Genomic DNA, 17,036 nt, shown 5'->3' on the forward strand with positions numbered 1-17,036 from the left:
CGGCCCTGCCCGCGCGACGACCCGTCGTCGGGCACCCGGCAGCCGCGACCAGGAGGAGCTCATGAGCAACCCCGTCTTCTCGAACAGCGCCGTCTTCGGCGAGCCCCGTCGCGGTGCCGGTGGTGCCACGACAGCACCGGGCGGCCCGGGCCAGTACGGCCAGGCCGGTCAGTTCGGCGCCCAGGCGGCCGACGCCGCCTCGCTGCAGAACATGTACAACGCGCCGTCGGCGTCTCCCGTCGACACCAAGCGTCTGACCTACACCGACGTCATCATGAAGACAGCGGGGCTGTTCGCCCTGCTGGTCGTCACGGCCGCGGTGAGCTGGTCCCTGGTGGACGCCATGCCGGCCCTGTGGATCGGCGGCATGATCGTCGGGCTCGTCCTCGGTCTGGTCAACGCGTTCAAGAAGAACCCGAGCCCGCTGCTCATCACGCTGTACGCCGCGGCGCAGGGCCTGTTCCTCGGCGGGATCTCAGCCTTCTTCGAGACGCAGTACGGCGGCATCGTCGCCCAGGCAGTCCTGGCGACGCTGTCTGTGTTCGCCGCGGCGCTCGGGCTCTTCAGCTCCGGCAAGGTGCGCGTGACGCCCAAGTTCACGCGGTTCCTGCTGGTCGGTATGGTCGGCTACCTGGTCTTCTCGCTCGTCAACGTCGTGCTGACCTGGACCGGCGTGCTCGACGGCTGGGGCCTGCGCTCCGGGTGGATGGGCATCGCGATCGGCATCTTCGCGGTGATCCTGGCCACCATGTCGCTCATGGTGGACTTCGACTCCATCAAGCGCGGCGTCGAGCAGGGCGTCCCGGCCAAGTTCGCGTGGTCCGCGGCCTTCGGCCTCATGGTCACCCTCATCTGGCTCTACCTGGAGATCCTGCGCCTGCTCGCGATCTTCCGCGAGTGACGCGCCTCCTGGCGCGGTAGTACGCGCCCGCCCGACCGCGACGACGGCCGGCCACCCTGCCCAGGGTGGCCGGCCGTCGTCGTCCCCCCGAGGTAGCGCACACCCCCGCGAGGTAGCGCTCACCCCCGCGAGGTAGCGCACCGTCGGACGATCAGCTGTTCTGGTCGCTCAGCGCGGTGATCCCGGCGACGAGCATGGTCACCAGGGCCTCGAAGCTGCGGTCGAGGTCCTGGGGCATGCGGAACCCGCCACCCAGCTCCAGCGCGACGAACCCGTGCACGGCCGAGCGCGCGGCGCGCACGGCATCGACCACGCCGTCGTCCGGCAGCCCGAAGCCGCGCAGCGCCGCGACGGCGACGGCGACGCTCTCGGCGGCGGCGGCGCGGTGCTCGGCGTGCGCCGGGGCGTCGGGGTCGGGACCGACCTGGGTGGCGGCGTACCGGCCGGGGTACGTGCGGGCGTGGTCGCGCCAGGCGTGTGCCATGGCGCGGACGGCGTCGGCCCCGGACAGCCCGACGGTCGCGCGTGAGCTGACGACGGCGAGCTCGCGGACGGCGCGGGCGGCCACCTCGCGGCGCAGCTCGGCCAACGACCCGACGTGCTTGTACAGGCTGGGCGTGGCCACGCCGGCGCGGGCGGCGACCTGCGCGAGCGTGAGCCCGGCGAACCCGTCCGGACCGCCGTCGTCGACGATCCCGAGCGCGAGGTCGACGACCGCGTCGCGGGACAGGCCGGCCCTAGGCACCGTGGTCACCCGCCACGGGCAGGCCGGCGAGGAACCCGAGCACGGCCGGGACCACGACGTCGGGGGTCTGGTGCTGGGGGTAGTGCCCGGCGTCCGGCACGAGGATGCCGTGCTCCGGCGGCACGCCGATCGCCTCGCGCACCCAGGCGAGCTCGGCTGCCGGGTCGGCGAAGTCGGGGTCGAGGGCGCCGACGACGGCGAGCGCGGGGGCCTGCACGTCGGCCAGCCGGCGCTCGACGACGGTGTGGTCGAGCGCGACCGTCAGCGCGCGGAACGAGCGCAGGTGGGCGCCGTCGGACATCGCGGCCCTGACCTGGGCGACGTGCTCGCGGTGCCGGGGCGACCGACGCCCCTTGCTGATCATCGAGTAGTAGCCGGCCCAGACGGCTGCGCCCCAGGGGCGGGCGAAGAGCCCGCGGTAGGCCGCGCGCAGGAGCCGCTGCTTGCCGGGGGAGAGGGTCTCGCGGAGGAACGGGCTGAGCAGTACGAGCCCACGCACGAGCTCGGGTCGCTCGGCGGCCGCCCAGGTCGCGGCCGACGCCCCCATGGAGCTGCCCATGAGCACGGCGGGACCGGCGTCGAGGTGCTCGACGAGCGCCAGGAGGTCGGCGCCGGTCGCCTCGTCCCCGTGCCGGGTGAAGCTGGTGTCGGAGTCGCCGTGACCTCGCAGGTCGGCGACCACGACGCGCCACCCGGCCTCGACGAGGGCCGGGGTGACGTCGTCGTAGGTGGAGCGCAGGTCACCCATCCCGGGGACGGCGACGACGAGCGGGCCGTCCGTCGCGCCGGAGTCGGTGTAGGCGAGGCGACCCTCGGGGAGCCGGAGGAAACGCAGGTTATCTAGCATAGCCGAAAAGCTACGTCCATTAGCCAACGCGCGCAAGGGGGTGCTGCACCACACTCGTGGCCTGTGGTCAGGTGCCGCTCGGGGTGCGGAACGACCGGTGGTCGGTGGGCTCCTCCTCGGCACGGATCACGTGCATGACGGCGTTGATGAGCGCCAGGTGCGTGAACGCCTGCGGGAAGTTGCCCAGGTGCCGGCCCGTGCGCGGGTCGATCTCCTCGGCGTAGAGGTTCAGCGAGGAGGCGAACGACAGGAGCCGCTCGCACAGGGACCGCGCGCGGTCGATCTCCCCGATCTCGCACAGCGCGCTCACGAGCCAGAACGAGCAGATCGTGAACGTGCCCTCCTCGCCGGCCAGCCCGTCGTCGGTCTCCTCGGTCCGGTAGCGCAGCACGAGCCCGTCCTCGGTGAGCTCGTCGGCGATCGCCAGCACCGTGGCACGCACGCGCTCGTCGTCGGGCGGCAGGAACCGCAGGAGCGGGACGAGCAGGAGCGACGCGTCCAGGGCGTCGTCGCCGTAGCGCTGGGTGAAGACACCGCGGCCGTCGACCCCCTTGGTGCAGATGTCGGCGTGGATCTCGTCGGCGAGCTTCTGCCACTGCTCGGCGAAGTCGGGCTCGTCGTACAGGCGGGCGAGCCGCGCCCCCCGGTCGAGCGCGACCCAGCACATGAGCTTCGACGAGGTGAAGTGCTGCGGCTCGCCGCGCACCTCCCAGATGCCCCGGTCGGGCAGGTGCCAGTGCTTGGCGGCCTCCTCCACCTGACGCTTGAGCACCGGCCACAGGGCTTCGGGGAGCTGTTCGCGGTTGCGCGTGTGCAGGTACACCGAGTCCAGCACGGCACCCCAGACGTCGTGCTGGCGCTGGTTGTACGCGGCGTTGCCCACGCGGACCGGCCGGGCGCCCTCGTAGCCCGACAGATGGGTCAGCTCGGACTCGGTGAGCTTCTCCTCACCGCCCACGCCGTACATGATCTGGAGCTGCTTGTTGTCGTGGCAGGCGTCCTGGATGAACGCGAAGAAGTCGTTGGCCTCGCGGTCCAGGCCGAGCGTGTACAGACCCCACAGCGCGAACGTCGAGTCCCGGATCCACGCGTAGCGGTAGTCCCAGTTGCGTTCGCCGCCCGGCGTCTCGGGCAGCGACGTCGTCGCCGCGGCCAGCAGCGCCCCCGTCGGGGCGTAGGTCAGCCCCTTGAGCGTCAGGGCCGACCGCTGCAGGAAGATGCGCCACGGGTGGTCGGGGAACGAGCCCTGCGTGATCCAGTCGCGCCAGAACTGCTCGGTGCGCCACATCTTGTCCACGGCCTCGTCCCAGCTGACGGGCGCCGGCAGCGGGGACCACGCCAGCGCCACGAAGGCCGTCTCGCCCTCGCTCATCCGGGTCCGGGCCTGGGCGCGCTGTCCCTCCAGGCCGAACCGGAGGCTGGAGCTCAGGCGCAGGTCCGGGTTCTCGTCGCCCATGCGGGCCACGACCGACGAGTACCCGTCGTCCAGGTAGTCCCAGTCCGGCTCGCCGCGCGCGTAGTCGGGCTTGGGGGAGCAGACCACCTCGAGGTCGACCGTGCCCGAGACGCACTTCACGGTGCGCAGCAGGACGTGCTCGGCGTCGTGGTCGGTCGGGGTGCGCTTGTGCGTCTGGGACCGCTCGTCGAGGTTGTGCCACGGACCCATGACCATCGCGTCGCGCACCACGAGCCAGCCGGTCGAGGTCTGCCACGTCGTCTCGAGGATGAGCGTGCCCGGCAGGTACCGCCGCGCCACCGGGACGCGCGCGCCGTGCGGCCCCACGCGGAACATCCCCGCCCCGCGGTCCAGGATCGCCGAGAAGACGCTCGGGGAGTCGGGACGGGGCAGGCACATCCACTCGATCGCGCCGCTGGGAGCGACCAGGGCGTTGGTCTCGCAGTCGGACAGGAACGCGTACTCCGCGATGGAGGGGAACGTGCTGCGGCCGTCGGACCGGGGGGTGGGCTGGGCATCGAGCGTCATGGGACCAGACTGCGTCGCGCGGGGGTCCGGGCGCCAGTTGGTGACCCCCGGGTCGCGGAAGATTCACACACTTGTGACGTCAGGTGTCGATCCACGGGTTTCCCGTTCGACCTGGGGGTGAGAAGGTCCCCATCGGGGGGACCGTCGTCACAGGAGATGAGAGCCATGGCGAAGTACATGCTGATCATGCGCAGCACCGACGAGGCCGAGGCGGCGTTCGCGGAGTCCGGCACCGACTTCGAGGAGATGCTCGCGACGATGGGTCGCTTCAACAACGAGCTGATCGAGGCCGGGGTCCTGGTCGCGATGGACGGTCTCGAGGAGGCCGACAAGGGTGTGGTCGTCGACTACTCGGGCGACGAGCCGACCGTCACCGACGGCCCGTACGGCGAGACCAAGGAGCTCTTCAACGGCTTCTGGATCCTCGACGTCCCGACGATCGACGACGCCGTCGCCTGGGCGAAGAAGGCGCCGCTCGCCGGGCCCGGCATGAAGTCCGAGATCCGCCGCATCCCCACGATCGACGAGTTCCCGGCCGACAACGAGTGGATCCAGGCCGAGCGCGCCTGGCGCGAGCGCACCGGCCAGCTCTGAGCCGAGCCGGCCGACCGATCACGCCGGGACCAGCCGGACAGACCTGAGAAGAGGGCAGGACGATGACGAAGTACATGCTGATCATGCGGGGTACCGACGAGGGACAGGCCGACGATGAGGCGATGGACCTCACCGAGGTCATCGCCGCGACGGGCCGCTACAACGAGCAGATGATGGACGCGGGGGTGCTCACCGCCGGCGAGGGGCTCGCCGACGCCTCCGAGGGCGCCGTCGTCGACTTCTCCACCGACACCCCCGTGGTGACGGACGGGCCGTACGGCGAGACCAAGGAGCTGTTCAACGGCTTCTGGATCCTCGACGTCGGCTCGAAGGAGGAGGCCGTCGAGTGGGCCAAGCGGGCGCCGCTCAGCGGGCCCGGGACCAAGCTCGAGGTCCGGCGTGTCCACGGGGTCGAGGACTTCCCCCAGGACAACGAGTGGATCGAGAAGGAGAAGGAGTGGCGCAAGGAGCTCGGGACCGAGTGAGCGGCACCGGCGAGGTGCCCGACGGCGGCACCCCGGCGGCAGCACCGACGTCCGGCGGCGGGGCCGAGGAGGGTCTCGACGCCGGACGCCGGGCGGTCGAGGCCACCTGGCGCATCGAGTCGGCGCGGATCGTGGGTGCGCTGGCCCGGTACACCGGCGACCTCGCGCTCGCCGAGGACGTCGCCTCCGAGGCCGTCGCGGAGGCGCTCGTGAGCTGGCCCCGTGACGGCGTGCCGCGCGACCCGACGGCCTGGCTGCTCGCCACCGGGCGCCGTCGGGCGATCGACGCGTTCCGCCGTCGGGCGGCGCGGGACGTGCGGTACGCCGCGTTCGCCCGGGACCTGGGCGAGGGCGGGGCGCACGCGGGGGCCACGCCGTCCGAGGTCGGCGAGCCCGACCTGCTGTGGGACCCCGACCGGATCGAGGACGACAAGCTCGCCCTGATCTTCACCGCCTGCCACCCGGTGCTCGCCAAGGATGCGCGGGTCGCGCTGACGCTCCGGGTGGTCGGGGGGCTGTCGAGCGAGGAGATCGCGCGTGCCTTCCTGGTCCCCGCACCCACGATCCAGGCCCGCATCACGCGGGCGAAGAAGCAGCTCGGTGCGGCCCGGGTCCGGTTCGAGGTCCCGCCGGCCGACGAGCGGACCGCCCGGCTCGGCTCGGTGCTCAACGTCCTGTACCTCATCTTCTCGGAAGGGTCCTCGGCGTCGGGCGGTGGCGACTGGATGCGCACCGACCTCGCCCGCGAGGCCATCCGGCTCGCCCGGGTGCTCACGCGGCTGGTGCCCGACGAGCCGGAGGTTGCCGGGCTGCTCGCCCTGCTCGAGCTGACGGCCGCCCGGTTCCCCGCACGCACCGGCCCCGACGGCGAGCCGATCCTCCTGGCGGACCAGGACCGCCGTCGCTGGGACGCCGGCGCGATCCGGCGGGGTCGCGCGGCGCTGGCCCGTGCCCGGGGCGCCGGCCGCGGGCTGGGGCCGTACGGCCTGCAGGCGGCGATCGCCGAGCAGCACGACGTCGCCGCCTCGGTGGAGGTCACCGACTGGGACAGCATCGTGGCGCTGTACGAGGCGCTCGGTCGAGTGGCGCCGTCGCCCGTGGTCGAGCTCAACCGCGCGGTGGCCGTATCGATGGCGTCCGGGCCGGCGGCGGGTCTCGAAGAGGTGGACGCGCTGGCGGGATCCGGCGTGCTGGCCGGCTCCTACCTGCTGCCCAGCGTGCGCGGCGAGCTCCTGTCCCGGCTGGGCCGCCACGCCGAGGCGCGGTCCGAGCTCGAGCTGGCGGCGCAGCGGTGCGGCAACGAGCGCGAGCGGGGGGTGCTGGAGGCCAAGGCCGCCGCGCTCTCCTGAGCTGTCAGGACGAGCGACCGGTATCCGTCTACCTCGCCCTGACAGCTCGGCGGCGTGCCGGCAGCGTGGCCACTGCCACCCCGGCGAGCGCGAGGACGCCGCCGAGCAGCGCGGCCGGCGCGGGGATCTCCGCCAGGAGCGCCCACGACAGCAGGACGACGACGGCGGGCACGGCGTAGGTCGTGGCCGCGGTGCGTCCGGCGCTGGCCCGGGTCAGCACGTACCCCCAGGTGCTGAACGCGATCGCGGTGGGGAAGACCCCGAGATAGACGATGCCGAGCACGGTCGAGGACGTGGCCACGGACACCTGGCTGACCAGGCCGGGCAGGAACGGCAGCGAGGCCACCGTGCCGGCGAGGCACCCGAGCCAGGTCATGGTCAGGGCGTCCATGTGGGGGAGCAGGCGCTTCTGGAGCGTCGCGGCACCGGCGTACAGGACGGCGGAGACGAGGCCCAGCACGACGCCGACGCCGTCGAACCTCCCCGACGAGGTGGCGACGGCGATGACCACGACACCGGTGAAAGCGACCCCGATCCCGACGAGCAGCCGCCGCGGGAACCCCTCGCCGAGGAGCACCCCGGCGAGGACGGCGACGAGCATGGGCGCGATGTTCACCAGCAGCGCGGTGGTCCCGGCGTCCAGGTGCTGCTCGGCGGCGTTCAGCGTGAGGTTGTACGCGCCGAACCAGGCCACGCCCCAGACCGCGACGAGGAGCAGGAGGCGCCCCCGGGGCACGGTGGCACGCCCCGGGACGCCGGCACGGCCCGGGCCAGGAGTCCCGCCCGGGCCGGGCGCTCCGCCGGTGCGGACGCGCCGCCGGACGCGTACGACGAGGAGCATCACCGTCAGTGCCACGCTGCCCACGGCGACCCGGCCCAGGGTCAGGGGGCCGGGGTCGACGTCGTGGCCGACGGCGCGGATCGCGACGAAGGCCGACGCCCAGAGCAGCACGGTGACCGCCATCGCCGCGGCCGTGAGGCGTCCGGCACGGGAGGAGGTGGCGCGTCCGAGGGTGGCTGCCGGGGTGCTCGTCGTCGTCATGGCACGATCGTCGCTCGGAGAACCGTTCAGCACCAGTTCCGATATCTACCGAACACTTCAGTCCGGCTGTACGGTGACGAGATGCTCGACGTCCACCGCCTGCGCATCTTCCGATCGGTCGTGGCGAGCGGCTCCGTCGCCGCTGCCGCCGCCAACCTCGGCTACACGCCGTCGGCCGTGAGCCAGCACGTCACGGCGCTCCAGCGCGAGACCGGCCTGCAGCTCCTCGCCCGGCACGGCCGCGGTGTGCGGCCCACCGCGGCGGGCGAGGCGCTCGCGGCCCAGGCCGACGGCGTCCTCGCGCGGCTCGGCGAGGCCGAGTCGTTCGTCGCGGACCTCCGCTCGGGCCGCACCGGCCGCCTCACCGTCGCGTACTTCGCCTCGGTCGGCGCCGCCTGGTTGCCGCACGTGGTCAGCACGGTCACCGACCGTTTCCCCGGGCTGCGCCTCGAGCTCGAGCTGCGCGAGGAGATTCCCGCCGACCCCGCACGGCGGGCCGACCTGCAGGTCGTCGTCGCCCGGCGGGGGTACGAGGCGGACCAGGGTTTCACCGCGCACCACCTGCTCGACGATCCGTACGTCGCCGTCCTGCCCGCCGCCCACCCGCTCGCCGGACGCGACGAGATCGAGCTCGGCGAGCTCGCCGACGAGGCCTGGGTCGACAACGACTTCGCCCGGGGCTGGTGCCGCCGCAACCTGCTCGAGGCCTGCGGGGCCGCCGGGTTCAGCCCGGCGTTCCGCGTCGAGGCGCACGACTACCCGACCGCCCTCGCGTTCGTCGCCGCCGGGATCGGCCTCACCGTGCTCCCCAGGCTCGGCGCCGTGCACCTGCCGCCCGGCACGGTCGGCGTCCCTGCCGTGCGGCCCACGCCCTCGCGGATCATCTATGTGGTGGTGCAGGACGCCGTCGCGCACACGCCGCCGGTCCGGGCTGCGGTGGACGCGCTGCGCCAGGTCGCTGCCGGGAACGTCGCCGCCGCGCCGGCCCACGCGGAAGCCGTCGAGTTGTCAGAGCGTGAGCGACGTCTACCTCCCGCAGGTTCTGACAACTCGGAGCGCTCGCGACCTGTCAGGGTCTCCTCGAGGTAGACCCGGCCATGGTTCTGACAGCTCGGGGGAGGGTGGGTCCGCGTAGGCTTGACGCGCACTGCCGCCGGGCGACACGGCCCGCGGCCTCCCGAGACGGATGAGGTTCTCCCGTGACCACCCTGCCCACCGCCACCGGTTCCTTCGGCGACAAGCCCGAGATCACCTTCCCCGAGGGCGACGCGCCGTCGGGCCTGCAGGTCCAGGTCCTCGCCGAGGGCGACGGCCCCGTCGTCGACTCCGGCCGCACCATCGTCGTCAACTACCTCGGCCAGACCTGGGGCGGCGAGGTGTTCGACAACTCCTGGGACCGCGGCCAGACCATCGACTTCCCGATCGGCGTGGGCGCCGTCATCGGCGGCTGGGACAAGGGCCTCGTGGGCCGCAACGTCGGCGACCGCGTGCTGCTCTCCATCCCGGCCGAGCACGGCTACGGCTCGCGCGGCGTGCCGCAGGCGGGCATCCCCGGTGGGGCGACGCTGGTCTTCGTCGTGGACGTCGTCGGGGTGCGCTGATCGTTCTTGGTGTCGGGCGGGGCGAAGGATTCCCTGCGAGCTCGCGTCCCGCGCCCCAGGGGGCGCTCCACTTCGGGGGATGACGAGCTCGCAGGGAATCCTTCGCCCCGCCTTTTCGTCGCGGGCTCACCTCGTCCGTGACTCGAGGGTGCTGAGGGTGTGGGGTCAGCGCTTGCGGGAGCGGGTGACCGTGAAGCGGGGGTCCTGGGCGACGTGGTCGGTGGGGCCGACGGCGCGGACCAGCGAGCCGCGGTAGCGCAGCTTCGTGTTGAACACGCACCACAGCTCGCCGCCCGACCGCAGGATCCGGCCGGCCGTGGCGAACATCCGGTGGGCGGCGTCCGTGCTCACCGCGGCCCGGTCGTGGAACGGCGGGTTGAGCAGCACGAGGTCAGTGCTCGCGTCGGGCAGGTCGGAGCCGACGTCGCTCCGCGTCACGACACCCTCGACGCCGTTCGCCGCGAGGGTTGCCCGCGTGGAGGCGACCGCCGCCGCCGAACGGTCCGTCGCGACCACCCGGGCGTCCGGGTAGCGGCGACCCAGCACCACGGCGAGCAGCCCCGTGCCGGACCCGAGGTCGACGGCGTCCTGCACCCGGGGCGCTGCCGGCCAGCGACCCGCCGTGCTCAGCAGGAACCGGGTTCCGTGGTCCAGCCCGGTGCCCGCGAAGGTGCCGCCGTGTGCGACGACGTCGACGTGCGTGGCCGGGGTGGCGCCGTCGTGCGTGGGTGTGGCCGCCGCGAGCAGCTCCGGATCGGTGAGGTGCTCGCGCGCCGGGTACAGGGGTGCCGCCGTGCGTGCCTCGGGCCGAGGCCCCGAGGCGACCAGGGCGCGGGACTTGCCGCGCGCGAGGGTCGCGTGCACCGACTCGAACCGGTCGCCGAGCACGTCGTTCATCGACCGCGTCATGTGCTTGATCCGGCCGCCTGCCAGGAGCGTGACGTCGTCGGCGGCGAACCGGGCGACGGCCTCCGCGACCTCGGTCAGCTCGCCCAGCGACTTGGGGAGCTGCAGCAGCACGAGCCGGGCGCCGTCGAGCAGGGTGGGGCCGAGGCCGTCCGTCATGGCGATGCGGGTCCGCACGTCCGCCGTGCCGAGCGCGTCCTGCGCTCGGGAGGCGTTGTGCAGCGTCGCCGCCTCGGAGTCGATCGTGTCGTGGTGCGCGCGGACCTCCTCGGCCCCGAGCGCCAGCGCGCCCAGCGTCAGCGCCCCGAACCGGTCGCCGATGACGACGACGCCGCGCGGTCCGGCGTCGGCGACGAGCGGTGCCGCCTCAGCCAGCAGCAGGCGGTCGGTGGCGTCGACGGCGACGGGGCCGTCGGGGCGCGAGCCGTCGTCGGGCCACGGGACCAGTGCGGCGAGGACGGAGACCGTCCGGGTCCCCGGGTCGAGGGGCGGCATCTCGTCGGCGTGGCGCGACGCGTCCGGCCGGGTGGGGTCAGGGGTGTGGTGCACGTGCCCAGTCTCCCCGATGGGTGCCCGGATCACGGCACCGCGGCGAGGCCTACCCTGGCGCCATGAGCGAAGCCCCCAGCGTCACGTCCGTGCCGGCGTCGTCCGCCCGGGTGACCATCACCTACTGCACGCAGTGCCGATGGCTCCTGCGGGCCGCCTGGGTGGCCCAGGAGCTGCTGCAGACCTTCCGCACGCGACTCGGGGAGGTGGCGCTGGTGCCGGGCACGGACGGGGTGTTCCGCGTCGAGCTGGTCCGTGCCCCCGGTGAGGAACCGACGCTGCTGTGGGACCGCAAGGCCGAGGGCGGGTTCCCCGAGATCCCGCCGCTGAAGAAGGCGATCCGCGACGCCGTCGCGCCGGACCTGGCGCTGGGGCACACGGACCGCGTCGCCGCGGACCAGTCGTAGATCAGCGGTTCTCGCGCGCGGCCTTCTTCGCGGCCTTCTCCGCCTCGGCGGCGACCCGGTCCTCCTCGGCGCGGACCTTCGCGGCCGTCTCGCGCTCGCGGACCAGCCACGCCGGCGGGTCGGCGCGCAGCTCGTCGATCTGCTCGCTCGTGAGGGGGTCGGTGATGCCGCCGCGGGCCAGGCCCGCGATCGAGACGCCGAGCCGTCCCGCCACGACGGGCCGCGGGTGCGGGCCGTTGCGGCGCAGGTCGGCGAGCCACTGCGGGGGGTTCTTCTCGAGCTCCTCGAGCTCGGCGCGCGTGACGCCGTGCTCCTGGAACTCGGGCGGGGTGGCGGGCAGGTACACCCCGAGCTTCTTCGCCGCGTTCGTCGGCTTGAGGACCTGCTGGGAGAAGGGGGTTCCGGCCATGGACCCAGCCTAGTCGCGGGTGAGCGCCCGCGGCGCCCCGTAGCCTGGGCGCGTGAGCGACGACACGCGACCGGCGCCGGACGAGCCCGGGCCCGACGACGGCGGTACCGGCGCTGCGGACGCCCCCCGGTTCCGGCTGGGGTACGTCCCCGGTGCGACGCCCGGCCGGTGGGCGCGGACATGGCGCGAGCGGCTGCCCGGCGTGGAGCTCGACCTCGTACAGGTGGGCGCCGCCGACGTCCCCGGCGCCCTGCGTGGCGGTGAGGTCGAGGCAGCGATCGCACGACTGCCCGTCGACAAGGACGTCTTCCACGCCATCCCGTTGTACGACGAGCTGCCCGTGGTGGTGGTCTCCCGCGACCACCTGCTCGCCGCGACCGAGGACGACGAGCGGGTCACGGTCGACGACCTGGCCGACGACGTGCTGTGGGTACCCCGCGACGACGTGCTGTTCGACGCCGGCGTCGACCGGCCGGGCCGGCGGCCCGAAGCCTACGACGACGGGACCGGAACCCTGGTGGAGCCCGAGCCGGCGACCACCGAGGAGGCGGTCGCGTGGGCCGCCGCCGGGTCCGGCGTCGTCGTGGTGCCGATGTCCCTCGCACGCCTGCACCATCGCAAGGACGTGGTCTCGCGGGTCGTCGACGGCGTGGCGGAGGCGCCCGTGGGCCTGGTGTGGCGCCGGGACGGGCCGACCGAGGACGTCGCGGAGCTCGTGGAGGAGATGGTCGGGATCGTCCGCGGCCGGACGGCGAACAGCTCGCGGGGCCGAGGCGGGCGAGCCGCCGGGGTCGAGGACACGAAGGGTGCGGCGACGGCACGGGCGGGCTCGTCGGGACGCGAGGGTGGCACCGCGAAGGGTCGCCCGGCGAAGGGTGGCGCTGCGAAGGGCGCTCCAGCGAAGGGCGGCTCGGGCCGGGGGAGCGGGGCGGCGTCGGGCCGTCCGTCGCGCGGCCGGGGTCGCGCGGGCAGCACCGGGCAGGGCCGGCGCCGCAAGCGGTGACCGTCGCCGATGCTGCCGGCTACGTGCGCAGCGCGAGGACGGCGTCGAGGGTGTCCGCCTCGTCCGCGGTCTTGTCGTCGCGGTAGCGGATGACGCGAGCGAACCGCAGGGCGACACCGCCGGGGTAGCGGGTGGAGCGCTGGACGCCGTCGAACGCGATCTCCACGACCTGTTCCGGTCGGACCGTCACGACCCAGCCGTCGTCGTTCACCGCCAGCTCACGGAACCGCTCGGTCTGCCAGGCGAGCGTCTCGTCGGTCATGCCCTTGAACGTCTTGCCGAGCATGACGAACCCGCCACTCGGGTCGCGCGCGCCGAGGTGGATGTTGGACAGCCAGCCCTCGCGACGCCCGGACCCGCGCTCGACACCGAGCACCACGAGGTCGAGCGTGTGCCGCGGCTTGATCTTCACCCAGGCGGCACCGCGCCGTCCGGCGTCGTAGGGGGCGTCGAGCGCCTTGACGACCAGGCCCTCGTGCCCGGCGCCGACGGTGTCGTCGAAGAACTGCTGGACGGTGCCGGGGTCGGCGGTCACGACGCGGGGCACGACGGCGGCAGGTGGTGCGACGCGGTCCAGCGCGGCGAGCCGCTCGTGGGCGGGCGCGTCCAGCAGGTCGGTGCCGTCCAGGTGCAGGACGTCGAAGAACCGCACGCTCAGCGGCACCGACGGGGCGCCGGAGCCGACGTCGTGCGTCCCGGTGCGTGCGGCGGTCTCCTGGAACGGGCGCGGGCGTCCGGCGTCGTCCAGGGCGAGGGCCTCGCCGTCGAGCACCGCAGCCCGGACGTCGAGGTCACGGGCGAGGGACACGACCTCGGGGAGCCGCTCGGTGATGTCGTCCAGGGAGCGGGTGAATACCGCGACCTCGTCGCCCGCGACGTGCACCTGGACACGGATGCCGTCGAGCTTGACGTCCGCGGCCACCTCGGCGCCGTCGAACCGGGTGAGCGCGGCGGCGACGTCGGGGGCGGAGGAGGCGAGCATCGGCCGGACCGGGCGCCCGACCTGCAACCGGAAGTCCTCGAGCGCGCCGACACCGCCGGTGAGGGCGCTCCGGGCGACCGGACCCGACGGTGCGCTGAACATCGCGGCCCGGCGGACGACCTTCGGCGGCACGTCCGCCGCCGCGGCGATGGCGTCGAGCAGCAGGGAGTCGAGGGCGCCCTGACGCAGCTCACCCAGCACCAGCCCTCGCAGGAAGCGCTGCTCGTCCGACGTGGCGCGGGCCAGGAGTGCGGCGAGCGCGCCGGAACGCGCCACGTGGGAGCCGGCGCCGGTCAGTGCGGCCATGGCCCCGAAGGCCCGGTCCACCTCGACAGGCGTGAGCGTCGGCTCGGTGGCTGCCGGGGGCAGATCGGTCAGCGACCGCCAGCCGACGCCGGTGCGGCGCTGCCGCAGACGTCCCGAGAGGTACGAGGCGACGATCTCGACCTCGTCGGCACCCTGGGCGGCCTCCGTGCCGTCGGCGACGCGTCGCAGCGCGTCGGCGAGCAGCTCGCGCTTGCGCAGGCGCGAGCGTGTCGCGGCGAGGGCGGCGTGGGTCGTGACGAGCTCGGTCAGCAGCACCGTCCCATCGTGGCAGCGGCCGCCGACGCCCGCCGGGGGAGCGGTCCGGTACCGGTTCCGTACGGGTTCGCCCGGCGCGACCGCCCGTCGTAGGCTCGGCGCATGGAGAGCGACGAGGGCATCGGGGGGCGTGTTCGCCGCGATGCCGGACGACTCCCCGCACTTCCGCGGCTCGGGGCACGCCGGATGAGCAGGGTGCTCTCCACCCTGCGGCGGTCGTGGGGCGAGTTCGTCGGCCCGGAGGCGACGCGGGTCGACCACGCGCTCACGGCGGTCACGACGGCGGTCGGAGCGGTCGCGGCGCCGCTGGTCGCCCGCCGTCATGGCGCGGACGCTGCCCGGGCCACGGTCGCCTGCCTGCTCGCCGTCGACCTCAGCGGCGGCGCCTACGTCAACAACACGCGGGCGTGCGCCCGCTGGTACGAGCGCCCGGGCCAGGGAGACGCCGAGCACCTGCTGTTCGCGGCGGTGCACGTGCATCCGGTGGCCGTGGCCTGGCTCGACCGCGGTGCCCGCCGCAGGGTCCCGGCCCCGGTGTGGGCGGCGGCCCACTACGGCTACCTCATGGCGTCGACGGTGGTCGTCCGCAGGAACCGTGCCGTCCGCCGTCCGCTGGGCGTGGCCCTGACGCTCGGTGGTCTGGCGCTCGACCTGGCGCTGGGGCCGTCGCCGCGCGCCCCGTGGTTCGCGTGGACCTACTACCCCAAGCTGCTGCTGGGGCACGCCGCGGCGTCCTGCTGGTCCGACGAGGACTTGGACCCGACGGTCGGCGCGGGTCGTACCGGCTCACGGTGAGCTCGGCCCGGCCGTCGCGTGGTCGGCGTCGTAGCCGGCCCGGGCGGCGAGCACGTCGCCGGCATGGTCGAGCGTCCAGCGCTCCATCGCGCGGATCGGCTCGAGCGCGCCCTGCCCGGCGTCGGTGAGGGCGTACTCGACGCGAGGCGGCACCTCGGCGTGCACGGTCCGGGCGACGAGCCCGTCGCGCTCGAGGCCGCGCAGGGTCTGCGTGAGCATCTTCTGGGACACCCCGTCGACCCGGTGCGCGAGCGCGGTGAAGCGCAGCGGGCCGCCGTCGAGCGCACCGAGGACGAGCACCGACCAGCGGTCGGCGATGCGGTCCAGGACGGTGCGGCTCGGGCAGCCGCGCTGGTACGGGTCGAACGGGAGCTGGTTCACGGTTCCTCCTTGCGCACCGACAGTCTACGACCTAATCTCTCCAATGGAGAGTGACTCTCCATCAGTAACTATCAGAGGAGCACGCCAGATGGCTCGCATCACCGTGATCGGCGGCACCGGCTACGCCGGCACCCACATCGTCCGCGAGGCCGCCACGCGCGGCCACCAGGTCCGGTCGCTCAGCCGGTCCGTCCCCACCGAGCCGATCGACGGCGTCGCGTACACCGAGGGCTCCGTGCTCGACGACGCCGCGGTCGCCGTCGCGCTCGACGGTGCGGACGTCGTCGCGGCCGCCGTGTCGCCCCGCGGTGACATGGCGGGGCAGGTCCGGCCCGCGTACGCCCGGCTCGCCGCGGCGGCCCAGCAGCGCGGCGTGCGCCTCGCCGTCGTCGGCGGTGCCGCCTCGCTGCAGGTGGCCGAGGGCGGCCCGCGACTGCTCGACACCCCCGAGTTCCCGGACGCGTTCAAGGACGAGGCGAGCGAGTTCGCCGGCATCCTCGACGAGCTGCGTGCGGCGCCCGGGGAGCTCGACTGGTTCTACCTGAGCCCCGCCGGGACGTTCGGTGCCTACGCCCCCGGCGAGGACACCGGCAGCTACCGCGTCGGCGGGGACGTGCTGGTCACCGACGACGCGGGGCGGTCCGAGATCTCCGGTCCCGATTTCGCCCGTGCCGTCGTCGACGAGATCGAGGAGCCCGCACACCGGCGCACCCGGTTCACCGTCGCGCACTGACGCCCGGCGCCGCGGCGGGTCGCGCCTCACGGGCCGGGGCACACCCGCCGCGAGGCGGCGTCGCGCCGGTCAGGCGGCGTCCGGGAACGGGACCCCCGTCGTCGCGTGGCAGCGGTAGCCGTGCGGGTTCTTCGCGGCCGACAGGTACTGCTGGTGGTAGTCCTCGGCGTAGAAGAACGGCCCCGCCTCGGCGGCCGGCCGCATGTCCGTGGTGATCGGGTCGTAGCCCTTCGCGGCGAGCACCTGGCCGTAGCGCTCCGCGGTGCTGCGCACGGCCTCCGCCTGCTCCGGCGTCGTCCAGTACACGCCGGACCGGTACTGCGTGCCCACGTCGTTGCCCTGCCGGAAGCCCTGGGTCGGGTCGTGCCGCTCCCAGAAGATCTTGAGCAGCTCCTCCTCGGAGACCACCGACGGGTCGTACGCGACCATCGCCGTCTCGGTGTGCCCCGTGCGCGCCGAGCACACCTCCTCGTAGGTGGGGTTCGGCGTCGTCCCGCCCGTGTAGCCGACGGCGGTGCTCACCACGCCGGGGACCTGCCAGTAGATCTCCTCCGCGCCCCAGAAGCAGCCCATCGCGAGGTAGAGCACCCGCGTGCCCGGCTCCCACGGTCCGGTGAGCGACGTGCCCAGCACGGTGTGCGTCCGGGGGGCTGGCAGGATCGGGGACTCACGGCCGGGCAGCGCGTCCTCCGGGGCCACCATCGTGGTCTTGGCCGACTGGCCGAACAGGTTGAACATCGC

19 protein-coding genes are annotated in these 17,036 nt (G+C 73.9%); 10 read left to right on the forward strand and 9 right to left on the reverse strand.

Annotation, left to right across the window (positions count from 1 at the left end; translation table 11 throughout):
- Positions 1 to 61 precede the first annotated feature (61 nt).
- Entirely contained in the window at positions 62 to 901 is an 840-nt protein-coding gene (locus tag UQW22_RS10180; protein WP_407316732.1) for a Bax inhibitor-1/YccA family protein, read from the forward strand.
- Between the two features lie 151 nt (positions 902 to 1,052).
- Here UQW22_RS10180 and UQW22_RS10185 read toward each other — a convergent pair whose 3' ends face one another.
- From UQW22_RS10185 to UQW22_RS10195, 3 genes are all read right to left on the reverse strand, one after another.
- Positions 1,053 to 1,646 carry a TetR/AcrR family transcriptional regulator gene (locus UQW22_RS10185; RefSeq protein ID WP_407316735.1) on the reverse strand — a complete coding sequence of 198 codons (594 nt, stop codon included), beginning with the start codon at positions 1,644 to 1,646 and terminating at the stop codon, positions 1,053 to 1,055.
- Positions 1,639 to 2,493 (reverse strand): alpha/beta fold hydrolase, encoded by an 855-nt coding sequence (locus UQW22_RS10190; RefSeq protein WP_407316737.1) that lies wholly within the window; start codon positions 2,491 to 2,493, stop codon positions 1,639 to 1,641. Before UQW22_RS10190 ends, UQW22_RS10185 begins: the two co-directional genes overlap by 8 nt.
- 67 nt (positions 2,494 to 2,560) lie before the next feature.
- Positions 2,561 to 4,477 (reverse strand): glycoside hydrolase family 15 protein, encoded by a 1,917-nt coding sequence (locus UQW22_RS10195; protein WP_407316738.1) that lies wholly within the window; start codon positions 4,475 to 4,477, stop codon positions 2,561 to 2,563.
- Positions 4,478 to 4,642: 165 nt separating this feature from the next.
- Between UQW22_RS10195 and UQW22_RS10200 the strand changes: the two genes are divergently transcribed.
- The 3 genes from UQW22_RS10200 to UQW22_RS10210 all read left to right on the forward strand — a co-directional run bounded on the left by UQW22_RS10200 (position 4,643) and on the right by UQW22_RS10210 (position 6,905).
- On the forward strand, positions 4,643 to 5,071 hold the full coding sequence (locus tag UQW22_RS10200; protein WP_407316740.1) for a YciI family protein: 429 nt from the start codon (positions 4,643 to 4,645) through the stop codon (positions 5,069 to 5,071).
- A 62-nt stretch (positions 5,072 to 5,133) separates the two neighbouring features.
- Positions 5,134 to 5,556, forward strand: a complete 423-nt coding sequence (locus tag UQW22_RS10205; RefSeq protein WP_407316742.1) for a YciI family protein — start codon at positions 5,134 to 5,136, stop codon at positions 5,554 to 5,556.
- A gap of 113 nt (positions 5,557 to 5,669) precedes the next feature.
- On the forward strand, positions 5,670 to 6,905 hold the full coding sequence (locus tag UQW22_RS10210) for an RNA polymerase sigma factor (RefSeq protein ID WP_407320772.1): 1,236 nt from the start codon (positions 5,670 to 5,672) through the stop codon (positions 6,903 to 6,905).
- A 28-nt stretch (positions 6,906 to 6,933) separates the two neighbouring features.
- Here UQW22_RS10210 and UQW22_RS10215 read toward each other — a convergent pair whose 3' ends face one another.
- Positions 6,934 to 7,947 carry a DMT family transporter gene (locus UQW22_RS10215; protein WP_407316744.1) on the reverse strand — a complete coding sequence of 338 codons (1,014 nt, stop codon included), beginning with the start codon at positions 7,945 to 7,947 and terminating at the stop codon, positions 6,934 to 6,936.
- 81 nt (positions 7,948 to 8,028) lie between these two features.
- Here UQW22_RS10215 and UQW22_RS10220 point away from each other — a divergent pair, with 81 nt between their 5' ends.
- Both UQW22_RS10220 and UQW22_RS10225 read left to right on the forward strand, forming a co-directional pair.
- Positions 8,029 to 9,036 carry a LysR family transcriptional regulator gene (locus UQW22_RS10220; protein ID WP_407316746.1) on the forward strand — a complete coding sequence of 336 codons (1,008 nt, stop codon included), beginning with the start codon at positions 8,029 to 8,031 and terminating at the stop codon, positions 9,034 to 9,036.
- 110 nt (positions 9,037 to 9,146) lie between these two features.
- Positions 9,147 to 9,548: an FKBP-type peptidyl-prolyl cis-trans isomerase gene (locus tag UQW22_RS10225; RefSeq protein WP_407316748.1), complete on the forward strand. Its 402-nt coding sequence runs from the start codon at positions 9,147 to 9,149 to the stop codon at positions 9,546 to 9,548.
- A gap of 165 nt (positions 9,549 to 9,713) precedes the next feature.
- On the opposite strand, the gene UQW22_RS10230 is transcribed toward UQW22_RS10225, so the two are convergent.
- Entirely contained in the window at positions 9,714 to 11,003 is a 1,290-nt protein-coding gene (locus UQW22_RS10230) for a class I SAM-dependent methyltransferase (protein WP_407316750.1), read from the reverse strand.
- A gap of 89 nt (positions 11,004 to 11,092) precedes the next feature.
- On the opposite strand from UQW22_RS10230, the gene UQW22_RS10235 reads away from it, so the two are divergent.
- Positions 11,093 to 11,410 (forward strand): SelT/SelW/SelH family protein, encoded by a 318-nt coding sequence (locus UQW22_RS10235; RefSeq protein ID WP_407320773.1) that lies wholly within the window; start codon positions 11,093 to 11,095, stop codon positions 11,408 to 11,410.
- A gap of 1 nt (position 11,411) precedes the next feature.
- On the opposite strand, the gene UQW22_RS10240 is transcribed toward UQW22_RS10235, so the two are convergent.
- Entirely contained in the window at positions 11,412 to 11,819 is a 408-nt protein-coding gene (locus tag UQW22_RS10240) for a DUF5997 family protein (RefSeq protein WP_407316752.1), read from the reverse strand.
- A gap of 52 nt (positions 11,820 to 11,871) precedes the next feature.
- Between UQW22_RS10240 and UQW22_RS10245 the strand changes: the two genes are divergently transcribed.
- Positions 11,872 to 12,822 (forward strand): LysR family substrate-binding domain-containing protein, encoded by a 951-nt coding sequence (locus UQW22_RS10245; RefSeq protein ID WP_407316754.1) that lies wholly within the window; start codon positions 11,872 to 11,874, stop codon positions 12,820 to 12,822.
- A 19-nt stretch (positions 12,823 to 12,841) separates the two neighbouring features.
- Here UQW22_RS10245 and UQW22_RS10250 read toward each other — a convergent pair whose 3' ends face one another.
- Positions 12,842 to 14,386, reverse strand: coding sequence for an ATP-dependent DNA ligase (locus UQW22_RS10250; protein WP_407316756.1), 1,545 nt, complete (start codon positions 14,384 to 14,386; stop codon positions 12,842 to 12,844).
- Positions 14,387 to 14,488: 102 nt separating this feature from the next.
- Between UQW22_RS10250 and UQW22_RS10255 the strand changes: the two genes are divergently transcribed.
- Entirely contained in the window at positions 14,489 to 15,181 is a 693-nt protein-coding gene (locus UQW22_RS10255) for a hypothetical protein (RefSeq protein ID WP_407316758.1), read from the forward strand.
- Here the strand turns inward: UQW22_RS10255 and UQW22_RS10260 are convergent.
- A complete protein-coding gene (locus UQW22_RS10260; RefSeq protein ID WP_407316760.1) occupies positions 15,173 to 15,562 on the reverse strand; it encodes a winged helix-turn-helix transcriptional regulator in 390 nt (129 codons plus the stop codon). The genes UQW22_RS10255 and UQW22_RS10260 overlap by 9 nt on opposite strands.
- An 88-nt stretch (positions 15,563 to 15,650) precedes the next feature.
- Here UQW22_RS10260 and UQW22_RS10265 point away from each other — a divergent pair, with 88 nt between their 5' ends.
- Positions 15,651 to 16,295 carry an NAD(P)-dependent oxidoreductase gene (locus tag UQW22_RS10265; protein WP_407316762.1) on the forward strand — a complete coding sequence of 215 codons (645 nt, stop codon included), beginning with the start codon at positions 15,651 to 15,653 and terminating at the stop codon, positions 16,293 to 16,295.
- 69 nt (positions 16,296 to 16,364) lie between these two features.
- On the opposite strand, the gene msrA is transcribed toward UQW22_RS10265, so the two are convergent.
- Complete coding sequence (msrA, locus tag UQW22_RS10270) at positions 16,365 to 17,033, reverse strand: peptide-methionine (S)-S-oxide reductase MsrA (protein ID WP_407320774.1); 669 nt, start codon at positions 17,031 to 17,033, stop codon at positions 16,365 to 16,367.
- Positions 17,034 to 17,036: the final 3 nt, after the last annotated feature.

Origin of the sequence: Isoptericola halotolerans (genome assembly GCF_045689585.1) — a bacterium.
GTDB lineage: Bacteria > Actinomycetota > Actinomycetes > Actinomycetales > Cellulomonadaceae > Isoptericola > Isoptericola halotolerans_B.